Here is a 19819-nt window from a genome sequence, read left to right on the forward strand (position 1 = left end):
CCCGCACCGCCCCGGCCCACGGCCCCTGTGAGGGCTTACGCGGGCGAGCCCGAGGAGAAACGCCGCAGCAGCGGCGAGAGCACCAGGACGGACTTGGTGCGCTCCACGAACGGCTCGCCCGCGATCCGCTCCAGGACGCGTTCGAAGTGGCGCATGTCCGAGGCGAAGACCTGGACGACGGCGTCCGCGTCACCGGTGACGGTCGACGCGGACACCACCTCGGGGTACCGCTCCAGACCCCGCCGGATGTCGTCCGGCGAGGTGTTGTGGCGGCAGTAGATCTCGACGAAGCCCTCGGTCTCCCAGCCGAGCGCCGCCGGGTCCACCCGTACGGTGAATCCGGTGATGGCGCCCTCGGCCCGGAGCCGGTCCACGCGCCGTTTCACGGCGGGCGCGGAGAGTCCGACGAGCGAGCCGATGTCGGCGTAGCTGCGGCGGGCGTCCTCCGCGAGGGCGTGGACGATGCGTTCGTCGAGGTCGTTGAGTCGCACTACGGGTGGATCACTTCTCTGTCGATACCGCTGGTTCCGCGGGCGCCGCCGTGGCCAGTCGGGAGCGGCGCATTCCGTACAGGAAGTAGAACACGAGCCCGGCGGCCATCCAGCAACCGAAGACCACCCAGGTGATGGCGTCGAGGCTGAACATGTTGTAGGCGCAGAAGATGAAGCCGAGGACCGGGAAGACCGGCCCGAGCGCCACCTTGAAGGTGCGCGGCAGGTCGGGGCGGGTGTAGCGGAGCACGATGACCGCGATGTTCACCAGGCCGAAGGCGAAGAGGGTGCCGATGCTGGTGGCGTCGACGAGCTTGCCCAGCGGGATGAGCGAGGCGAGCAGGCCGCAGAAGAGCGACACGATGACGGTGTTCACGCGCGGGGTGCCGGTCTTGCGGCTGACCCTGCCGAAGACCTTGGGCACGAGGCCGTCGCGGGACATCGCGAAGAGCACCCGGGTCTGGCCGTAGAGGACGGTGAGGACGACGCTGGCGATGGAGATGACCGCACCGGCGGCGAGCATGGTGCCCCAGAAGGTCTGCCCGGTGACGTCGTTCATGATCGCCGCGAGCGTGGCCTCGGAGCCCTCGAACGCCTTCCAGTCCCACGCCCCGACCGCGACGGCGGCGACCAGGACGTAGAGGACGGTGACGATGAGCAGCGAGAGCATGATCGCGCGGGGCAGGTCGCGCTTGGGGTTCTTCGCCTCCTCGCCGGCCGTGGAGGCGGCGTCGAATCCGATGTAGGAGAAGAAGAGGGTGGCGCTCGCGGCGCCGACACCGGTCATGCCGAGCGGCATGAAGTCCTTGTAGTTGCCGGACTTGAACCCCATGAAACCGATCGCGCAGAAGATCACGAGGGTGACGATCTTCACCGCGACCATGATCGTGTTGACGACGGCGGACTCGCGGGCGCCGCCGAGCAGGAACACCATGGCGAGCATCACGACGATCAGGCCGGGCAGGTTGATGACCCCGCCCTCGCCGGGCGCCGACGACAGCACCTCGGGGATGGTGACGCCGATGGTCCCGTCGAGCAGTTCGTTGAGGTACTCGCCCCAGCCGACGGCCACGGCGGCGACGGAGACGCCGTACTCCAGGACCAGACACCAGCCGCAGACCCAGGCGACGAGTTCACCCATCGTTGCGTACGCATACGAGTACGAGGAGCCGGCGACCGGTATGGAGCCGGCCAGTTCGGCGTACGAGAGGGCGGAGAAGAGGGCCGTGAGGCCGGCGATCACAAAGGCGATGGTGACCGCGGGGCCGGCCTTCGGGACGGCGTCGCCGAGGACCACGAAGATGCCGGTGCCGAGCGTGGCGCCGATGCTGATCATGGTCAGCTGCCACATGGAGAGCGAGCGACGGAGGCTGCCGCCTTCGCCCTGCCCGCCCTCTGTGACCAGCCGTTCCACCGGCTTGCGCCGGGTGAGTGCGCCGAGGGGGGAGGTCGTGCGGGCGGCCGTGTCGTCGACCGGTGGGGCTGCGCCGTGATCCAGCACTGCGGAGGCTCCTTATCGCTGCCTGTAGGCGGAGCGGGGACCGCGGCGGTACGCGGGCATGACAAGTCAGCCCACGCGGGAATGGGGGGAACCGCCGAGCAGGCGGTCACCGCCACTCCTGGTACGGGGCATGAGCCTAAGGGGCGGGGGTTCGCACTCGTAATGCAGGGTTGTTGCGCAGTGCCGGATGATCATTGCGCACTTGCCGCACAGACGGGGAAACATTGCGCTCCCCCGCATGAATCCACACATTGGGGGTGTGAACGGGTCCACGCGCGCGCATTGACTCCTCGTGTCCCATGACCCACGCTGCGAGCCCTCGACGCCCGACGAGACGACCCCACGAACGGAGGCCCGGGTGGGCTGGCTCGACCCCGCACCCTTCCTGCGCGGCACGGCCTGGCTCCACGGGAACCGCCCCGTGCGCGCCGACCCCGCCGATCTGGAACGGCTCCCCCGGGACATCGCCGCGCGCGCCGCGCTGCCCATCGGCGTACGCGTCGAGTTCACGGCGGCCCCCGGCACGCGCGCGGTACTGCTGCGCTACCGGGCGGACCTTCCCGGACCCGGCGACCCGCTGGCCGGGCTGCGCCACTGCTTCGCCCTCTGGAACGGCACCCGGCTCGTGGGCGAGACCTGCGCCGCCCCCGCGGCGGAGGCCACCGTCACCCTCCCGCTGCCCCCGGGCGGCGGCGTCTTCACCGTCCACCTCCCGGAGGGCCAGGCGCCCGTCCCGCTCGCCCTGCGGGCCCTCGGCGGGGCGCTCTCGCCCGCTCCGGCCCGGCCCCGCTGGCTCGTCCACGGCGACTCGATCACCGAGGGCTGGTGGTCGACCAGGCCCGCCCACTCCTGGCCCGCGACGGCGGGACGGCTCCTCGGCCTCGACCCGGTCAACCTCGGGTACGCGGGCGGGGCACGCGGCGAACTCCCGCTCGCCGAGCAGCTGGCGCGGCTCTCCGGCGAGCTCATCACCCTCGCCTTCGGCACCAACTGCTGGTCCACGGTGCCCGCGACGGCGGACTGGCTGTACGCCACCGTCCGGGCCTTCGTCGGCCTGGTCCGCCGGGGCCACCCGGACACGCCCCTGCTGATCGTCTCGCCCGTCCTGCGCCCGGAGGCGGAGCACACCCGCAACGCCCTCGGCGCGACCCTGACGGACCTGCGCGGGGCGATGGAGCGCGCGGGGCGGGACCTGGCCGCCGAGGGCGACACGGGCCTCCACGTCCTCCCGGGACGGCCGCTGCTGGGCCCGGAGCACCTGGCGGACGGGCTGCACCCGGACGACCGGGGGCACGCCAGGATCGCGACGGCGGTGGCGGAGGCCCTGCGGCCGTACGTGCCCGCCGGCCGGCCGGCGCCGTCAGGGACCTGACGGGCCTGATCCCCGTACGGTCTCCACGGTCCACGCGGCGACGTACGGGAACGCCGTGGGCCCCCGGGAAAGGGTTCTCCCGGGGGCCCACGGCGTCACCACGTGACGGGACTAGCTCCAGCTGGCGTGCAGCGGCTTGCCCTCGGCGTAGCCCGCGGCGGACTGGATGCCGACGACGGACTTCTCCTCGAACTCGGCGAGCGAGCCGGCACCGGCGTAGGTGCAGGAGGAGCGGACGCCCGCGATGATCGAGTCGATCAGGTCCTCGACGCCCGGACGGGCCGGGTCGAGGAACATGCGCGAGGTGGAGATGCCCTCCTCGAACAGCGCCTTGCGGGCGCGGTCGTAGGAGGACTCGTCGCTCGTGCGGTTGCGGACGGCGCGGGCCGAGGCCATGCCGAAGGACTCCTTGTACGCACGCCCCTTGGCGTCCTGCTGGAGGTCGCCCGGGGACTCGTACGTACCGGCGAACCAGGAGCCGATCATCACGTTCGAGGCACCGGCGGCGAGCGCCATGGCGACGTCGCGCGGGTGGCGGACGCCACCGTCGGCCCAGACGTGCTTGCCGTACTTCTTCGCCTCGGCGGCGCACTCCAGGACGGCCGAGAACTGCGGGCGGCCGACGCCGGTCATCATGCGGGTGGTGCACATGGCGCCGGGGCCGACGCCGACCTTGATGATGTCGGCGCCCGCCTCGACGAGGTCCTTGACGCCCTCGGCGGCGACGATGTTGCCCGCGACGATCGGGACCTGCGGGTCGAGCCCCCGAACGGTCCGGATCGCGCTGATCATCGACTCCTGGTGGCCGTGCGCGGTGTCGATGACGAGCGTGTCCACGCCCGCGTCGAGCAGCTGCTTGGCCTTGCCCGCGACATCGCCGTTGATGCCGACGGCGGCCGCGATGCGCAGCTGCCCCTTGGCGTCGACGGCGGGGGTGTAGAGGGTCGCGCGCAGCGCGCCCTTGCGGGTCAGGATGCCGACCAGCTTGCCGTCGGCGTCGACCGCGGGGGCGTAACGGCGGTTGGCGGAGTCGAGCGTGTTGAACGCCTCGCGCGGGTCGATGTCCGCGTCCAGGAGCAGCAGGTCCTTGGACATGATCTCGGAGAGCTGGGTGAAGCGGTCCACACCGGACAGGTCGGCGTCGGTGACGACACCGATCGGGCGCCGGTTCTCGTCGACGACGACACCGGCGTCGTGGGCCCGCTTCGGCAGCAGGGAGAGCGCGTCGGCGACGGTCTGGTGGGGCTCCAGGACGATCGGGGTGTCGAGCACGTGGTGGCGGCTCTTGACCCAGGCGATGACGTCGGTGACGACCTCGATCGGGATGTCCTGCGGAATGACGACCATTCCGCCGCGACGGGCGACGGTCTCGGCCATGCGGCGGCCGGCGACGGCGGTCATGTTGGCCACGACCAGCGGGATCGTGGTCCCGGTCCCGTCCGGTGAGGAGAGGTCCACCGCCTGGCGGGAACCGACGGCCGAGCGACTCGGCACCATGAACACATCGTCGTACGTCAGGTCGTAGGGCGGCTTGACGTCATTGAGGAAACGCACGTGCTGACATCCCAGTCGTTCGGATCGGCCCCTAGGCATTTCAGCCAGGGGAAAAAGCACGTAGTTCATTGTCACACGGGTGTACGAATACCAGTCCCGGGCTAATCCTCCGAGGCTCGCGACAGGTGCTTTGTCGGATCCTCCGAAGATGCCCCGAGGGAGAGGAGGACGGCGAGCCGTGTGGGGCGCTCGTCGACGGCCGTGGCGAAGACCTCCTGGGCGGTACGCCACTCCCGCGGGCGGGCCCGCGCGTACTCCTGCCAGCCGGTGACCACGAGGGCGACCGGCTCGGGCAGGTCGGTGAGGGAGTCGGCGAGGGCGTCCCAGTTGCGGCCGAACCACGAGGGCAGGGCGAGCGCGGCGGCGCACCGGTCCATCAGGGCGGCCTTGTCGGTGACGCCGCTCAGATCGAGGACGACGGAGTCGTCAATGCCCATCCGCGACCACCTCCCGGAAGGTCTCGTAGTGGTCGTCGGTCCAGTAGGCCTCACCGCTGCGCCCGGTGACGATCCGGCGGGCGCCCCGGTCGCGTTCGCCGGGGGTCTTCACCGTGTACTCGTGGTAGTAGCCGCGCTCCTTCCGTGGAAGGACCCGCTCGAAGTTCGAGAAGACCGTGCCGTCCTTGGCGTACGGGTAGGGCCCGCCGCGCGCGATCAGGCCGAGGGTCTTCCGGGCCTCGGGCGGCAGGTCGGCGGCCCGGACGACGGGAAGGCCCGAGGTGCCGGTGGGGACGCCGGGGGTGCCGGTGGGCGCGGCGGCGGAACGGGTGGCTCCGCGCGTGGGTCCGGGCTGGGCGTCGCCGCCCGCCGTGGAACAACCGGCGAGGGACCCGGCCAGGAAGAAGGAGAGGACGAGCGCGAGGAGCACGCGCAGGGGCCGGAGCAGCATGCCCCGAACATACCGTTACGGGATGGCTCCGGCCCCTCGATGGTGTCGGTCGCGTGGACCGACGGCGACGGCGGCTGCGTTCAGCTGCCGTCCGGGTCCGCCCGGTCGAGCGCCGGGTGCGTACCCGGGCTGGAATCGGTGAGCAGGTAGTCCGCGGCGGCGCGGTCGGTGACCAGGCTGGTGACGAGGCCGGAGCGGAGCACCGCGCCGATCGCCGCCGCCTTGCGCTGGCCGCCGGCGATGGCCACGACCTCGGGGATCCGGCGCAGCCGGTCCGCCTCGACGGTGATGCAGCGCTCGCCCAGGTCACGGCCGACCCGGCGCCCCTCGGCGTCGAAGAGGTGCGCGGACATCTCGGCGGCGACGCCGAGCGAGGCGTAGTGGGCGCGCTCCTCGTCCGAGAGCATGTCGTGGACCGTGGAGATGCCCGGCTCCCAGGAACCGATGGAGACGCAGGCGACGGTCACCTTGTCGAAGTACTCGAAGGCCCGCGCGATGCCGGTCTGGCTGCGCAGCGCGGCGGCCGTCGCCGGGTCGGGCAGCAGCATGGGCGCGTAGATCGGGTGGGCCTCGCCGCCGGAGACCTGGGCCGCGCGGCGGACCGCCTCGACGGAGCCGCGCTCGGCGGTGCCCGCGTCGTACACCCCGGTGAGCTGGACGACGGTGCACGGGGGCAGCCGGTCGAGGGCGGCCGCCATGTGGATGGTGGAGCGGCCCCAGGCCAGGCCCAGCACGTCTCCCTCGGTGACCAGCTCGCCGAGCAGGTCGGCCGCGACCTCGCCGAGGTTCTCCGGGTCGGGCGACTCGTCCTCGCCCTCCGCCGGGGACTCGACGACGACGGCGTGGCGGAGCCCGTAGCGGGCGCGGAGCGCGTCGGAGCGCTCGGCGTCCAGCTCGGCCGGCACGCGGATCTCGATCCGTACGAGGTCGCGCTCCAGGGCGGTCTCCAGGACCCGGGCCACCTTGAAGCGGCTCACGCCGAACTCCTCGGCGATCTGGATCTTGGACTTGCCCTCCAGGTAGAAGCGGCGGGCCATGGCCGCCGCCTGCACCAGCTCCGCGGGGCCCATCCGCAGGGCTGATCGTCCCGCCGACATACCCGCCACCGCGATCTCCTCACTGCCGTTCACGTACCGCTGTCGCTGTTCACGTACCGGTGTCTCGTACCCGGTGTCGTTCACACTCTGGACTCGCCGTTCATCCTGTCAGATCCGGCGGGCCTTGATCAGTCCTGTCGGCGGCCCGACGGACCGCGTTCATCCGCCGGAGGCTCAGTGGCCACACGCCCAGGGGGCGGACGCCGCGGCGGCCTCCGCGCGGGCCCTGAGCGAGGCGACGGCGGCGGCCGGGTCGGCCGCGCCGTAGACCGCGGAGCCCGCGACGAAGACATCGGCGCCGGCCTCCGCGCACCGCTCGATCGTGGACTCGGCGACCCCGCCGTCGACCTGGAGCCAGAGCTCCAGACCGTGCTTGGAGATCAGCTCACGGGTGCGGCGGATCTTGGGGAGCATGATGTCGAGGAAGGCCTGGCCGCCGAAGCCGGGCTCGACGGTCATGATCAGCAGCATGTCGAGCTCGGGGAGCAGGTCCTCGTACGGCTCGATCGGGGTGGCCGGCTTGAGGGCCATCGAGGCCCGCGCGCCCTTGGCCCGGATCTCCCGCGCGAGGCGGACGGGCGCCGCGGCCGCCTCGATGTGGAAGGTGACCGACCCGGCACCGGCCTCGACGTACTGGGGCGCCCAGCGGTCGGGGTCCTCGATCATCAGATGGCAGTCGAGGGGGGTGTCCGTCGCCCGGGCGAGCGACTCCACGATCGGCACGCCCAGGGTCAGGTTGGGCACGAAGTGGTTGTCCATCACGTCGACGTGCAGCCAGTCGGCACCGTCGACGGCCTTCGCCTCATCGGCGAGCCGGGCGAAGTCCGCGGACAGGATGCTGGGATTGATCTGCGCCATGTGCCAAGCCTCCCACGTTCTTGGGCACTTCTTTGCCGCTCAGCGGTTTCGGATCCGGTCCAGACCAATTTCGGTACGAACCGACGAGCCCGGGACCTGGACGGACCGGGAGATTGCGGTCAGATGATCGAAGGGACCGGGATCCCGAAGGTCACGCGGTCCGGCGGAGCAGCGCCAGGTACATGGCGTCCGTACCGTGCAGATGCGGCCACAGCTGGACGTCGGGGCCTTCGCCGATCGCGGGGACGCCCGGCAGCAGCGGGCGGGCGTCGATCAGCTCGGCGCCGCCCACCTTCTTCAGGACGTCGTCCACGACCACCCGGGTCTCGGCCAGGTGCGGCGAGCAGGTCGCGTACCCCACGATCCCGCCGACGCGGACGGCGCTCAGCGCCTCCGTCAGCAGGGCGCGCTGGAGCGGCGCGAAGCCGTCCAGGTCCTCGGGGCGACGGCGCCAGCGGGCCTCGGGGCGACGGCGCAGGGCGCCGAGGCCGGAGCAGGGCACGTCCATCAGGACCCGGTCGAAGGAGCCGGGGCGCCACGGCGGGCGGGTGCCGTCGGCGGCGATCACCTGGTACGGGCCGGGGTTGCCGGCGAGGGCGCGCTCGACCAGGCGGGCGCGGTGCGGCTGCTTCTCGGAGGCGAGGAGGGCGGCGCCGCGCTGGGAGGCGAGGGCGGCGAGCAGCGCGGCCTTGCCGCCGGGGCCGGCGCAGCCGTCCAGCCAGCGGGTGTCGGGGCCGTCGAGCGGCGCGTTGGCCAGGGCGATCGCGACGAGCTGGCTGCCCTCGTCCTGGACGCCCGCCCGGCCGTCCTTCACGGCCTCGATGGCGCCGGGCTCGCCGCCCTCGGCCATCCGGACGGCGTACGGCGACCAGCGGCCCGGCAGGCTCTCGGTGGCGTCGGCGAGCTCGTCGGTGGTGGAGCGGCCGGGGCGGGCGACGAGGGTGACCTCGGGGCGCTCGTTGTCGGCCTCCAGGAGGTCCTCGATGCCGGCCCGGCCGCCGCCGAGGGAGTCCCAGAGCGCCGAGACGACCCAGCGGGGGTGCGAGTGGACGACGGCGAGGTGGTCCTCGGGGTCCTTGTCGTACGGCGGGGCGACCTGCGCCACCCAGGCGTCGAGGTCCTGCGCCGAGATCTTCCGCAGGACGGCGTTCACGAACTTGGCCCGCCCGTCGCCCAGCACCACCCGGGCAAGCTCGACGCTGGCGGAGACGGCGGCGTGGGTGGGGATGCGGGTCCCGAGCAGCTGGTGCGCGCCGAGCGCGAGCACATCGAGCACGGGCGGGTCGACCTCGCGCAGCGGCCGGTCGATGCAGGCGGAGATGATCGCGTCGTACGTGCCCTGGCGGCGCAGGGTCCCGTAGACGAGTTCGGTCGCGAGGGCCGCGTCACGCCCGTCGAAGTCGCCCTTCTCGCGGGCCTTCTTGAGCAGCGGGGGGAGCACCAGGTTCGCGTAGGCGTCCCGCTCGTCCACCGCCCTTAGCGCCTCGAAGGCGAGCATCCGGACGGGGTCCTTCTGGGGCCGCCGGTAGGGCTTGTGGGGACGACGACGTGCCTGCTCGCTCAAAGGTGCTCCGCGTGACGAAATGAAGAGGTAGAACCCCCCAAGCGTACGTCCGCCGCGCCCCCACCCGTTCCCGGGCCCGTCCGGGGCCGTCCTGCCTACGCGCCGAGCCGCTCCCCGGGCGCGATGCGTACGCCCCGGGCCCAGTCCGCGGCCTTCATCGGCTTCTTGCCCTGGGGCTGGACCCAGAGGAGTTCCACGGCGTGCGAGCCGGTGCCCGCGTAGACGTTGTTCTTGCCGGCCGCGAGCTCGCCGGGGGTCAGGTCGTCGTGGTCGGGCAGCGGGGTGACCTGGATCAGCTTGAGGCGCTCGCCGCGGAAGAGGGTCCAGGCGCCGGGGGCCGGGGTGCAGCCGCGTACCACCCGGTCCACCCGGAGGGCGGGGGCGGCGAAGTCGACGTGGGCGTCCTCGACCTGGATCTTCGGGGCGAGGGTGATGCCCTCGACGGGCTGCGGGACGGCCTGGAGGGCGCCGTCCTCGATGCCGTCCATGGTCGCGGCGAGCAGCCCGGCGCCCGCGAACGCGAGCCGGGTGAGCAGGTCGCCGCTGGTGTCCGTCGGCCGGACGTCCTCGGTGACGACGCCGTAGACCGGACCCGAGTCGAGGCCCTCCTCGATCAGGAAGGTGGACGCGCCCGTCACCTGGTCGCCCGCCATCAGGGAGTGCTGCACGGGCGCCGCGCCCCGCCAGGCCGGCAGCAGCGAGAAGTGCAGGTTGACCCAGCCCCGGGCGGGGATGTCGAGGGCGGCCTTGGGCAGCAGCGCGCCGTACGCGACGACCGGGCAGCAGTCCGGGGCGATCTCCCGCAGCCGGGCGAGGAAGTCCTCGTCCCGCGGCCTGGCCGGCCGGAGGATCTCGATCCCGGCCTCCTCCGCCCGCTGGGCCACCGGGCTGGCGACGAGCCGCCGGCCGCGTCCCGCGGGCGCGTCCGGCCGGGTGACCACGGCGGCCACCTCGTGCCGCCCGGAGGCGAGCAGGGCGTCCAGAGCGGGAACGGCGACCTCGGGGGTGCCTGCGAAGACGAGCTTCATGGGTGGCGACTGCCTGTCTCTCCGGGGGCTTTGCGGGCAGCGCACCAGTCTAGGCGCCCCGCGCGGAGGGGGCGTACGGGAGGACGAGCGCCCCGCGCATATGCGTGTACGCCCCCGCAGCGTGACCCAACTCCCGGTGGCGCGTTGGTCAAGAGAGATTGACCGAATCGGGTCGCTGTTCCCCCCAGCGGCCCTTCCCCTTAAACGCCGGTTCGAGAGGCTTTCACATGGCCGACCACGCAACCCACGACGCCCAGGCTCGGGCGAGTCTGCACCTGTTGGTGCGGGACATCGAGCGGGTCCGGCGGCAGGTGGACGCACTGCGCACGCTCACGGCCCAGCTGGGCAATGTCTACCGCCCTCGCCGCTCCGGTCCTTCGACGGGCTTCGTCGTCTACGGGCGGGCCCCCGCCCCGACCGTACGTCTCGCGCAGGAGCTGCGGGACAGCGTCGAGACCCTGGTGACCGCCGCGGTCGACTTCGACCGTTCGCTCGGCTTCTCCTGGGACGCCGTGGGCTCCGCGCTCGGTGTCACCAAGCAGGCCGTCCACCGCCGCTACGGCTCCCGGCGCGCACCCCAGCCGGGCGTCGCCGCCGACCAGGAACCGATCGTGGAGCCGGGCACGACCCGTACGCTCCCCACCGTTCCCGCCGCCCGTTCGATGCCCCCGCAGCCCACCTCGGGCAGCGCCTCCCTGCGCGAGGAGACCCGCCCGACGGCCTTCCCGGGCCCGCGCAACGGCTGACCGTCCGGGACTCCGAAGACCGCCCGCCCTCCGGGGACGTACAGAGAGCCGAGACGGAAACCCGAGACCGCCCGCCCCTCCCCGGGGCGGGCGGTCCTCATGTGCGCGAACCCCCTCAGCCGATGTCCGGCGGATCGACCCTGATCCGCACCGGGTCCCCGCCGCCCCGCGCGAGCCGCCCCGCACGCGCCTGCTTGAGGGCCGCCGCCAGCGCCGCGCCGCTGCCCGGCGGGACCCGGACCAGGGCCCGGTCCCACTGCTCGCCGGGCGGCGGGTCACCGGGTCTGCGCGGGCCGCCGGGGCGGACGACAGGCAGCGGCACCGGACCGAGGATCTCCGCGTCGCCGGGTAGTCCGGCCCCCGCGAGGAAGCCTTCGACGGCCTCCGGAGGGCCCGTCACCGCGGCCATCCGGGAGACCGGTGGGAAGCCCAGTTCGGCCCGCTCGGCCAGTTCCCGCTGGGCGTGTCCGACCGGGTCCCAGCGGACCAGCGCCTGGACCGGCCGGAGCGTCGGCTCGGCCACCACGACGACCGTGCCGCCCTCGGGCTGGCCCCGCACCAGCGAGGCCGCGTCGATCCAGCGGCGCAGCGCCTCCTCGCCCGCCCGCAGATCGGGCCGGCCGAGCATGGCCCAGCCGTCGAGGAGCAGCGCCGCCGCGTAGCCGCCCTCGGCGACGGGTTCGGCGCCGGGCGTGGACACGACGAGCGCGGGCCGTCCTGGCACGCTGTCCAGGACGTGGTCGCGGCCCGAGGTGCGGACCGGCACGGCGGGGAACGCCCGGCCCAGTTCCTCCGCCGTCCGCCGGGCGCCGACCACCTGGGCACGCAGCCGGTTCGAGCCGCATTCCACGCACGTCCAGTCGGGGGCGCCGCGTCCGCACCAGCCGCACCGCAGTTCCTGCTGTTCGGGGGCCTCCAGGGGACCGGCGCAGTGGCGGCAGCGGGCGGGCGTCCGGCAGCGCTCGCAGGCCAGCCTCGGTACGTATCCCCGGCGGGGCACCTGCACCAGGACCGGCCCTGTCCTGAGGCCTTCACGGACGGCCTGCCAGGCGAGGGAGGGCAGCCGGGCGGCACGCGCGGCCTCGTCGCGGGCGAGTTCGCCGTCGCCGACGGTCCGGATCAGCGGGGCGGCCCTGCGGACCTGCTCGCGTCCGGCGCCGATCGGCCCGGCCCAGCCGGACTCGACGAGCTGGGCGGCCTCGACGGTGCAGCTGGTGCTGCCGAGGAGGAAGGCGCACCGGTCGTGGGCGGCGCGGAGCAGCAGCACGTCGCGCGCGTGGGGCTGCGGGGCGTGCGGTTCGCTGTGGCTGCCGTCGCCGTCGTCCCAGATGACGGCGAGCCCGAGGTCGCGGACGGGTGCGAACATCGCGGCGCGGGTGCCGACGACGGCCCGCACCGCCCCGCGCCGCACCGCGAGCCACTGGGCGTACCGCTTCTCGGGGCCCGCCTCGGCGGTGAGCAGCGCGTGCCGCCCCTCGCCGAGGACGGTGGTGAGGGCGGCGTCGACCCGGCCCGCCGCCCGTCCGTCCGGTACGACGACGAGCGCGCCCCGGCCCGAGGCGAGGGTCGCGGCGACGGCGCGGGCGATCTCCTCGGCCCAGTGCGGCCCGGGCAGCGCGTTCCACACGGCCCGGGGGGCGCCGCCGCGCGCGAGTGAGTCCAGGAAGGCCGGCCCCCGCTCGTACCGTGTCCAGGTCCCCGGCTCCGGCGCGGCGGGCGGCGGCAGCGGTGCGGGCGAGGAGCGGCCCTCGGCGCGGGCGCTGCGCGGCGGGACGGCGAGCTGGAGGACGTCGGCGAGGCTTCCGGCGTACCGGTCGGCGACGGCGCGGGCGAGCCCGAGCAGCTCGGGGCCGAGTACGGGTTCGGGTGAGACGACGTCGGCGAGGGCGGCCAGCGGCCCGGAGTAGTCGGAGGCGGCCAGGCGCTCGACGAGGAACCCGTCGATGAGCCGGCCGCCCTCCCGCCGCCCGTTCTTGACCTGGTGCGATCCGGCGCCGAAGCGCACCCGGACACGCACCCCTGGCTGCGCGGCGGCGTCCAGCTCCTCGGGTACGGCGTAGTCGAAGAACTGGTCGAGGTGGAGCGCCCCCTTGTTCACGACGACCCGCGCCACGGGCAGCTCCTTGGCCAGCGCGGCCCCCCGCCAGGTGCGCGGCTTGGCCCGCGGCACCTTCGCCTTGCGCACGGTCTCCCGGATGAGCGCGAGCTGCTCGGGCTCCTCGGGCGCGTCGCCATTCTCGTTCTCGCTGCTCACAGCCCCATACCTACCAGACGCCACCGACAGCCGGGCACGGCCGAAGCCCGGCACCCCCTCGCGGGATGCCGGGCTTCGGTCGTGTACGGGCGATTACAGACCGGCCGCCTGCCTGAGGGCGTCGACGCGGTCGGTGCGCTCCCAGGTGAAGTCCGGCAGCTCGCGGCCGAAGTGGCCGTAGGCGGCGGTCTGGGAGTAGATCGGGCGGAGCAGGTCGAGGTCGCGGATGATCGCGGCCGGGCGGAGGTCGAAGACCTCGGCGATGGCGTTCTCGATCTTCTCGTTCTCGACGGTGTTGGTGCCGAAGGTCTCGACGAAGAGTCCGACGGGCTCGGCCTTGCCGATCGCGTAGGCGACCTGGACCTCGCAGCGCGAGGCGAGGCCCGCGGCGACGACGTTCTTGGCGACCCAGCGCATGGCGTAGGCGGCCGAGCGGTCGACCTTGGACGGGTCCTTGCCGGAGAAGGCGCCGCCACCGTGGCGGGCCATGCCGCCGTAGGTGTCGATGATGATCTTGCGGCCGGTGAGGCCGGCGTCGCCCATCGGGCCGCCGATCTCGAAGCGGCCGGTCGGGTTCACCAGGAGGCGGTAGCCGTCGGTGTCGAGCTTGATGCCGTCCTCGACGAGCTGATTGAGCACGTGCTCGACGACGAACTCGCGGATGTCGGGCGCGAGCAGCGACTCCAGGTCGATGTCGGAGGCGTGCTGCGAGGAGACGACGACCGTGTCGAGACGGACGGCCTTGTCGCCGTCGTACTCGATGGTGACCTGGGTCTTGCCGTCGGGGCGCAGGTACGGGATGGTCCCGTTCTTGCGGACCTCGGTGAGCCGGCGGGAGAGCCGGTGCGCGATGTGGATCGGCAGCGGCATCAGCTCGGGGGTCTCGTCCGACGCGTAGCCGAACATCAGGCCCTGGTCGCCGGCACCCTGCTTGTCGAGCTCGTCCTCATCGCCCTCGACCCGCTTCTCGTACGCGGTGTCCACACCCTGGGCGATGTCCGGGGACTGAGATCCGATGGACACCGACACGCCGCAGGAGGCGCCGTCGAAGCCCTTCTTCGAGGAGTCGTAGCCGATCTCGAGGATCTTGTTCCGGACGAGGGTCGGGATGTCCGCCCACGCCTTGGTGGTCACCTCACCGGCGACGTGCACGAGGCCGGTGGTGATCAGCGTCTCGACGGCGACGCGCGAGGTGGGGTCCTCCCGCAGCAGTGCGTCGAGGATGGTGTCGCTGATCTGGTCAGCGATCTTGTCGGGGTGTCCCTCGGTGACGGATTCCGAGGTGAACAGACGACGGGACACAACGCTCCCTGGGGTTGCAGCGGCTGCTGGCTATTCGTTGAGCGGACCGGCAGGGGGCTGCGCCCCAAGACGTTCCAACGAACAGTCTATCGGTCGTGGTCGGGGGATGGACCAGGTGTCTCGCCTGGCGAATGCCCCGCGAGGGTGAATCCCGCCCCGTCACAGGATGTCCGTCCCCCGATGGGGCGCACATCACACGCGCCCCTCCGGGTTACCGCTCCCCGGGGAGCGCGCTGTGTCAGGAGGTCGTGGCGCGCAGCCGCGGCAGGACCAGGTCCCAGACCGTCTCGGCCAGGGCTTCCTTCGGACCGTACGGTACGGGGGTCTCGGCGCCGTCCGAGGCGAGGACCACGGCCTCGTTCTCCTCGGAGCCGAAGGTCTTGCGCTCCCCCACCTCGTTGACGACGAGCAGGTCGCAGCCCTTGCGGCGGAGCTTCTCGCGTCCGTTGGCGAGGACGTCGTCGGTCTCGGCGGCGAAGCCGACGACCACCTGTCCGGGCAGGGCGCGCTCGGCGGCCAGCTCGGCGAGGATGTCGGGGTTGCGGACCAGTTCGACGGTGGGCGCGCCGCCGTCGTCCTTCTTCTTGATCTTCCCCGAGGCGTAGACGGCGGGCCGGAAGTCGGCGACGGCGGCGGCCATCACGACCGCGTCGGCGTCGGCGACGGCCTTGAGCACGGCCTCGCGGAGCTGGAGGGCGGTGCCGACGTGGACGACGTCGACGCCGGCCGGGTCGGGGATGCCGGTGTTCGCCTCGACGAGGGTGACCCGGGCGCCCCGGGCGGCGGCGGCCCTGGCGAGGGCGTACCCCTGCTTCCCCGAGGAACGGTTGCCCAGGTAGCGGACCGGGTCGAGGGGTTCGCGGGTGCCTCCGGCGCTGACCACGACATGGCGGCCGGCGAGGTCGGGGGCGGCGGCGCCCCGGGTCAGCACCCGTCGGCAGACCTCGAAGATCTCGCCCGGGTCGGGCAGCCGGCCCTTGCCGGTGTCGACGCCGGTGAGCCGGCCGACGGCCGGCTCGATGACGACGGCGCCGCGGCGGCGCAGGGTCGCCACGTTCTCCTGGGTCGCCGGGTGCTCCCACATCTCGGTGTGCATGGCGGGGGCGAAGACGACGGGACAGCGGGCGGTGAGCAGCGTGTTGGTGAGCAGGTCGTCGGCGAGGCCGTGGGCGGCCTTGGCGAGCATGTCGGCGGTGGCGGGGGCGACGACGACGAGGTCGGCGTCCTGGCCGATGCGGACGTGTGGGACCTCGTGGACGGAGTCCCACACCTCGGTCGACACGGGGTGTCCCGAGAGCGCGGACCAGGTGGCCGCGCCGACGAAGTGGAGGGCGGAGTCGGTGGGCACGACCCGGACGTCGTGGCCCGACTCGGTGAGCCGGCGCAGCAGCTCGCACGCCTTGTAGGCGGCGATGCCCCCGCTGACCCCCAGGACGACCTTCGGCTTGGCTGCTGCGCCCACTGCTGCTCCCCGCGCTCGGATGCGTACGACTTCCATGAGACACCACAGGCCCGGCGGATGTTCCGCCGGGCCTGTGGTGATGAACGTTGACGTGCTTACTGAGCCGGGCCCTCGATGGCCTCCGACGTCAGCAGACCCGCGTTGATCTCGCGCAGCGCGATCGAGAGCGGCTTCTCGTGGACGTGGGTGTCGACGAGCGGGCCCACGTACTCCAGGAGGCCCTCGCCCAGCTGGGAGTAGTACGCGTTGATCTGGCGGGCGCGCTTGGCGGCGTAGATCACGAGGCTGTACTTCGAGTCCGTGGCCTCGAGCAGCTCGTCGATCGGCGGGTTGATGATGCCCTCGGGCGCGGTCATCGAAGAGGACACGCTCTACCTTCCGAAGATGGAAAAAGAATCAGACTACGTTCATCAACGTTAGCAGCTCACGTGCGACGTCCTCGACGGAGGTGTTGACAAGCGTGGTGTCGAACTCCGACTCGGCGGCCAGCTCGACCTTCGCGGCGGCGAGACGGCGCTCGATGACCTCGGGCGACTCGGTGCCGCGGCCGGTGAGCCGGCGGACCAGCTCGTCCCAGCTCGGCGGGGCCAGGAAGACCAGCTGGGACTCGGGCATCGAGTCCTTCACCTGGCGGGCGCCCTGGAGGTCGATCTCCAGGAGGACCGGCTCCCCGGAGTCCAGGCGGTCGAGGACCGCGCCGCGCGGGGTGCCGTAACGGTTGCCCGCGAACTCGGCCCATTCGAGGAGCTCACCGTTGGCGATCAGCTTGTCGAACTCGTCGTCCGTCACGAAGAAGTAGTGGACGCCGTGCTTCTCGCCGGGGCGGGGCTTCCGTGTCGTCGCCGACACCGAGAGCCAGACCTCGGGGTGGACCTTGCGCATATGAGCGACGACCGTGCTCTTGCCGACCCCTGAGGGGCCGGAGAGCACGGTCAGCCGCGGACGTGCCTCTGCTGCCATGCAGCGATTATTCCAGCTTCACCGGGGTGCCCGGGACGCGTGTCCCGGATCCGGCGGCCGGACCGGCACCGGATCAGGCGCCGGTGCTGCCGAACTCGCGCTCCAGGGAGGCGATCTGGTTGGAACCGAGACCGCGCACACGGCGGCTCTCGGAGATGCCGAGGCGCTCCATGATCTGCTTGGCGCGGACCTTGCCCACGCCGGGCAGCGACTCCAGCAGTGCGGAGACCTTCATCTTGCCGATGACGTCGTTCTCCTGTCCGGTCTTGATGACCTCGTGGAGAGAGGCGCCGGAGTGCTTGAGTCGATTCTTGATCTCGGCCCGCTCCCGGCGAGCCGCGGCGGCCTTTTCGAGCGCGGCTGCGCGCTGTTCAGGGGTAAGGGGCGGAAGAGCCACGCCTACGTCACCTCGGATGTCGATCTGTCGGATACGGACCGGTGAGGAACCCAGCGCCCCACACCAGTGGAGCAACGTTCAACGGAGTGGCCGTTGAACGCCTGCTCTGCCCCGGAGACTAGCGGCCGAGGCCGCTCCAGTCAGCGAGAACAGCGGAAAAGTCCTGGTCAGCATCGACCGACCAGGACTTTTCCGGCAAATCGACCCGGTTTTGGGCCAAGTTTTCGTCAAGGAGTGAGACGGCCCGGTGGGACGGTTCGTCTCACCGGGCCGAAACACCTCGGAAATCACACCCCGTCCGCTCCGACCTGCGGATTGACCGCGGACCCGGGCGGACGTCGCTCAGCCGCCGACCGCGACGCGGATCTCGTCCGCGTACCGGAGGGCGGAGTCCCGCAGAGCGGCCGTGTCCGGACCGTGCCGCAGGACTCCCCGACTGACGTTCGGGACGACGTTGCGGACCGCTTCGCCGAAGACGGCGGGGAGGTCGGCCGGGGTCGCGCCCTGCGCGCCGATGCCGGGGGCGAGGAGCGGGCCGTTGATGTCCAGGTCGAACGAGGACAGGTCGCCGAGGGTGGCGCCCACGACCGCGCCGAAGGAGCCCATCGGGGTCTCCCCCGCGTTCTCCTCCGCGAGGTGGGCGAGCATGGTCGCGCCGATGGTGCGCCCGTCCTCACGCACCGCCCGCTGGACCTCCGCGCCCTCCGGGTTGGAGGTGAGGGCCAGCACGAAGAGCCCGGCGCCGGACTCACGGGCCAGGTCGACGGCCGGCTTCAGGGAGCCGTAGCCGAGGTACGGGGAGACCGTGAGCGCGTCGGAGAAGAGCGGGGAGTCCTTGCGCAGGAAGGTCTCCGCGTAGGCGGCCATGGTGGAGCCGATGTCGCCGCGCTTGGCGTCCATGACGACCAGGCCGCCGGCCGCGCGCAGATCGGCGGTGGCGCGCTCCAGGACGGCGATGCCCCGCGAGCCGAAGCGCTCGAAGAAGGCGGACTGCGGCTTGAAGACGGCGACGGTCTCGGCGAGCGCCTCCACGACCGTGAAGGTGAACCGCTCCAGGCCGGCGATGTCGCCGGCCAGACCCCAGGAGTCGAGCAGGGCGGCGTGCGGGTCGATGCCGACACAGAGCGGGCCGCGTTCGTCCATGGCGGAGCGCAGGCGGGTGCCGAAGGCCAGGGGCCGCCCGGAGGGCGTCGATGAGGGGCGGTGGCCGGGCGACGGGAGGGCGGTCACTTGGCGGCCTTTCGGTTGTCGGCGCCGACGGCCTCGGCGAGGGTGGCGTACGGGGAGGCGGCGAGGCGCGCGGCGAGGCCCTTGTGGATCGCGCGGGCGTAGAACGGGCCCTCGTAGATGAAGGCGCTGTACCCCTGGATCAGGGTGGCACCGGCGAGGATGCGCTGCCAGGCGTCCTCGGCGTTCTCGATGCCGCCGACGCCCACCAGGACCAGGCGGTCGCCCACGCGCGCGTGGAGCCGCCTGAGGACCGCGAGGGAGCGCTCCTTGACGGGCGCGCCGGACAGCCCGCCGGTCTCCTTGACCAGCGCCGGGTCGGACTTCAGGCCGAGGCCCTCGCGCGCGATGGTGGTGTTGGTGGCGATGATGCCGTCGAGACCGAGCTCCAGGGCCAGGTCGGCGACCGCGTCGACGTCCTCGTCGGCCAGGTCGGGGGCGATCTTGACGAGCAGCGGGACCCGGCGGTCGGTGACCGTGCGGTCGGCGGCCTCCCGTACGGCCGTGAGGAGCGGGCGCAGGGACTCGGTGGCCTGGAGGTTGCGCAGCCCCGGGGTGTTCGGCGAGGAGACGTTCACGACCAGGTAGTCGGCGTGCGCGGCGAGACGCTCGGTGGACTTCACGTAGTCGGCGGCGGCCTCGGCCTCGGGGACGACCTTGGTCTTGCCGATGTTGACGCCGACGGTGGTCCTGAAGACCGCCTCGCGGGCGCCGAGACGCTCCGCGACGGCGGCGGAGCCCTCGTTGTTGAAGCCCATGCGGTTGATCAGGGCGCGGTCCGGGATCAGCCGGAAGAGGCGCTTCCTGGGGTTGCCGGGCTGGGCCTCGCCGGTGACCGTGCCGATCTCGACGTGGTCGAAGCCGAGCATCGACATGCCGTCGATGGCGACGGCGTTCTTGTCGAAGCCGGCGGCGAGCCCGAAGGGACCGTGCATGCGCAGGCCGAGGGCCTCGGTGCGCAGCTCCTTGTACCGGGGCGCGAGGACGGCGGCGACGAAGGTCCGCAGGACGGGGGTCCGGGCGGCGAGGCGGATCCAGCGGAAGGCCAGGTAGTGGGCCTTCTCGGGGTCCATCCGCTTGAAGACCAGGTTGAAGAAGAACTTGTACATGCTGAGTGG

At 72.6% G+C, this 19819-nt stretch carries 19 protein-coding genes; 2 read left to right on the forward strand and 17 right to left on the reverse strand.

The annotated features are described in order from the left end of the window. Positions 1–35: 35 nt before the first annotated feature. Both V4Y03_RS04800 and V4Y03_RS04805 read right to left on the reverse strand, forming a co-directional pair. Positions 36–491 carry an Lrp/AsnC family transcriptional regulator gene (locus V4Y03_RS04800; RefSeq protein ID WP_015032260.1) on the reverse strand — a complete coding sequence of 152 codons (456 nt, stop codon included), beginning with the start codon at positions 489–491 and terminating at the stop codon, positions 36–38. A gap of 10 nt (positions 492–501) precedes the next feature. After that, the gene (locus V4Y03_RS04805) at positions 502–1992 is read right to left on the reverse strand and encodes an amino acid permease (protein WP_332434118.1); all 1491 of its coding nucleotides are present in this window, start codon (positions 1990–1992) and stop codon (positions 502–504) included. Between the two features lie 358 nt (positions 1993–2350). Between V4Y03_RS04805 and V4Y03_RS04810 the strand changes: the two genes are divergently transcribed. Next, positions 2351–3364 (forward strand): GDSL-type esterase/lipase family protein, encoded by a 1014-nt coding sequence (locus tag V4Y03_RS04810; RefSeq protein WP_332434119.1) that lies wholly within the window; start codon positions 2351–2353, stop codon positions 3362–3364. 111 nt (positions 3365–3475) lie between these two features. On the opposite strand, the gene V4Y03_RS04815 is transcribed toward V4Y03_RS04810, so the two are convergent. The 7 genes from V4Y03_RS04815 to fmt form a co-directional block, all read right to left on the reverse strand. Further along, positions 3476–4918 (reverse strand): GuaB1 family IMP dehydrogenase-related protein, encoded by a 1443-nt coding sequence (locus tag V4Y03_RS04815; protein WP_332434120.1) that lies wholly within the window; start codon positions 4916–4918, stop codon positions 3476–3478. A 101-nt stretch (positions 4919–5019) separates the two neighbouring features. Continuing rightward, positions 5020–5355 (reverse strand): barstar family protein, encoded by a 336-nt coding sequence (locus tag V4Y03_RS04820; RefSeq protein ID WP_332434121.1) that lies wholly within the window; start codon positions 5353–5355, stop codon positions 5020–5022. Continuing rightward, entirely contained in the window at positions 5345–5806 is a 462-nt protein-coding gene (locus V4Y03_RS04825; RefSeq protein WP_332434122.1) for a ribonuclease domain-containing protein, read from the reverse strand. Before V4Y03_RS04825 ends, V4Y03_RS04820 begins: the two co-directional genes overlap by 11 nt. A gap of 80 nt (positions 5807–5886) precedes the next feature. Then, the gene (locus tag V4Y03_RS04830) at positions 5887–6903 is read right to left on the reverse strand and encodes a sugar-binding transcriptional regulator (RefSeq protein ID WP_442809832.1); all 1017 of its coding nucleotides are present in this window, start codon (positions 6901–6903) and stop codon (positions 5887–5889) included. Positions 6904–7077: 174 nt separating this feature from the next. Beyond that, on the reverse strand, positions 7078–7761 hold the full coding sequence (gene rpe / locus V4Y03_RS04835; protein WP_332434123.1) for a ribulose-phosphate 3-epimerase: 684 nt from the start codon (positions 7759–7761) through the stop codon (positions 7078–7080). A 151-nt stretch (positions 7762–7912) separates the two neighbouring features. Next, the gene (locus tag V4Y03_RS04840; protein WP_332434124.1) at positions 7913–9325 is read right to left on the reverse strand and encodes an RsmB/NOP family class I SAM-dependent RNA methyltransferase; all 1413 of its coding nucleotides are present in this window, start codon (positions 9323–9325) and stop codon (positions 7913–7915) included. Positions 9326–9420: 95 nt separating this feature from the next. Then, the gene (gene fmt, locus V4Y03_RS04845; RefSeq protein ID WP_332434125.1) at positions 9421–10353 is read right to left on the reverse strand and encodes a methionyl-tRNA formyltransferase; all 933 of its coding nucleotides are present in this window, start codon (positions 10351–10353) and stop codon (positions 9421–9423) included. Positions 10354–10580: 227 nt separating this feature from the next. Between fmt and V4Y03_RS04850 the strand changes: the two genes are divergently transcribed. Then, complete coding sequence (locus V4Y03_RS04850; protein WP_332434126.1) at positions 10581–11099, forward strand: hypothetical protein; 519 nt, start codon at positions 10581–10583, stop codon at positions 11097–11099. 115 nt (positions 11100–11214) lie between these two features. On the opposite strand, the gene V4Y03_RS04855 is transcribed toward V4Y03_RS04850, so the two are convergent. The 8 genes from V4Y03_RS04855 to V4Y03_RS04890 all read right to left on the reverse strand — a co-directional run bounded on the left by V4Y03_RS04855 (position 11215) and on the right by V4Y03_RS04890 (position 19810). Continuing rightward, a complete protein-coding gene (locus V4Y03_RS04855) occupies positions 11215–13353 on the reverse strand; it encodes a primosomal protein N' (RefSeq protein WP_332434127.1) in 2139 nt (712 codons plus the stop codon). A gap of 93 nt (positions 13354–13446) precedes the next feature. Then, entirely contained in the window at positions 13447–14655 is a 1209-nt protein-coding gene (gene metK / locus V4Y03_RS04860; protein WP_332434128.1) for a methionine adenosyltransferase, read from the reverse strand. A gap of 238 nt (positions 14656–14893) precedes the next feature. Next, positions 14894–16153, reverse strand: a complete 1260-nt coding sequence (coaBC, locus tag V4Y03_RS04865; protein WP_332434129.1) for a bifunctional phosphopantothenoylcysteine decarboxylase/phosphopantothenate--cysteine ligase CoaBC — start codon at positions 16151–16153, stop codon at positions 14894–14896. A gap of 59 nt (positions 16154–16212) precedes the next feature. Beyond that, complete coding sequence (gene rpoZ / locus V4Y03_RS04870; RefSeq protein ID WP_017242218.1) at positions 16213–16485, reverse strand: DNA-directed RNA polymerase subunit omega; 273 nt, start codon at positions 16483–16485, stop codon at positions 16213–16215. A gap of 28 nt (positions 16486–16513) precedes the next feature. Further along, on the reverse strand, positions 16514–17077 hold the full coding sequence (gene gmk, locus V4Y03_RS04875) for a guanylate kinase (protein ID WP_317875003.1): 564 nt from the start codon (positions 17075–17077) through the stop codon (positions 16514–16516). A 73-nt stretch (positions 17078–17150) separates the two neighbouring features. Further along, positions 17151–17474: an integration host factor gene (locus V4Y03_RS04880; RefSeq protein ID WP_017242220.1), complete on the reverse strand. Its 324-nt coding sequence runs from the start codon at positions 17472–17474 to the stop codon at positions 17151–17153. 342 nt (positions 17475–17816) lie between these two features. Next, on the reverse strand, positions 17817–18647 hold the full coding sequence (gene pyrF, locus V4Y03_RS04885; protein ID WP_332437110.1) for an orotidine-5'-phosphate decarboxylase: 831 nt from the start codon (positions 18645–18647) through the stop codon (positions 17817–17819). Positions 18648–18700: 53 nt separating this feature from the next. Further along, positions 18701–19810 (reverse strand): quinone-dependent dihydroorotate dehydrogenase, encoded by a 1110-nt coding sequence (locus V4Y03_RS04890; RefSeq protein WP_332434134.1) that lies wholly within the window; start codon positions 19808–19810, stop codon positions 18701–18703. Positions 19811–19819: the final 9 nt, after the last annotated feature.

This window comes from Streptomyces sp. P9-A4 (assembly GCF_036634195.1).
GTDB lineage: Bacteria > Actinomycetota > Actinomycetes > Streptomycetales > Streptomycetaceae > Streptomyces.

Coding starts and splice junctions, on each gene's coding strand:
- V4Y03_RS04820 (WP_332434121.1), bottom strand. CDS start 5,355: ATGGGCATTGACGACTCCGTCGTCCTCGATCTGAGCGGCGTCACCGAC.
- V4Y03_RS04825 (WP_332434122.1), bottom strand. CDS start 5,806: ATGCTGCTCCGGCCCCTGCGCGTGCTCCTCGCGCTCGTCCTCTCCTTC.
- V4Y03_RS04830 (WP_442809832.1), bottom strand. CDS start 6,903: ATGTCGGCGGGACGATCAGCCCTGCGGATGGGCCCCGCGGAGCTGGTG.
- rpe (WP_332434123.1), bottom strand. CDS start 7,761: ATGGCGCAGATCAATCCCAGCATCCTGTCCGCGGACTTCGCCCGGCTC.
- fmt (WP_332434125.1), bottom strand. CDS start 10,353: ATGAAGCTCGTCTTCGCAGGCACCCCCGAGGTCGCCGTTCCCGCTCTG.
- V4Y03_RS04850 (WP_332434126.1), top strand. CDS start 10,581: ATGGCCGACCACGCAACCCACGACGCCCAGGCTCGGGCGAGTCTGCAC.
- coaBC (WP_332434129.1), bottom strand. CDS start 16,153: ATGGAAGTCGTACGCATCCGAGCGCGGGGAGCAGCAGTGGGCGCAGCA.
- gmk (WP_317875003.1), bottom strand. CDS start 17,077: ATGGCAGCAGAGGCACGTCCGCGGCTGACCGTGCTCTCCGGCCCCTCA.
- V4Y03_RS04890 (WP_332434134.1), bottom strand. CDS start 19,810: ATGTACAAGTTCTTCTTCAACCTGGTCTTCAAGCGGATGGACCCCGAG.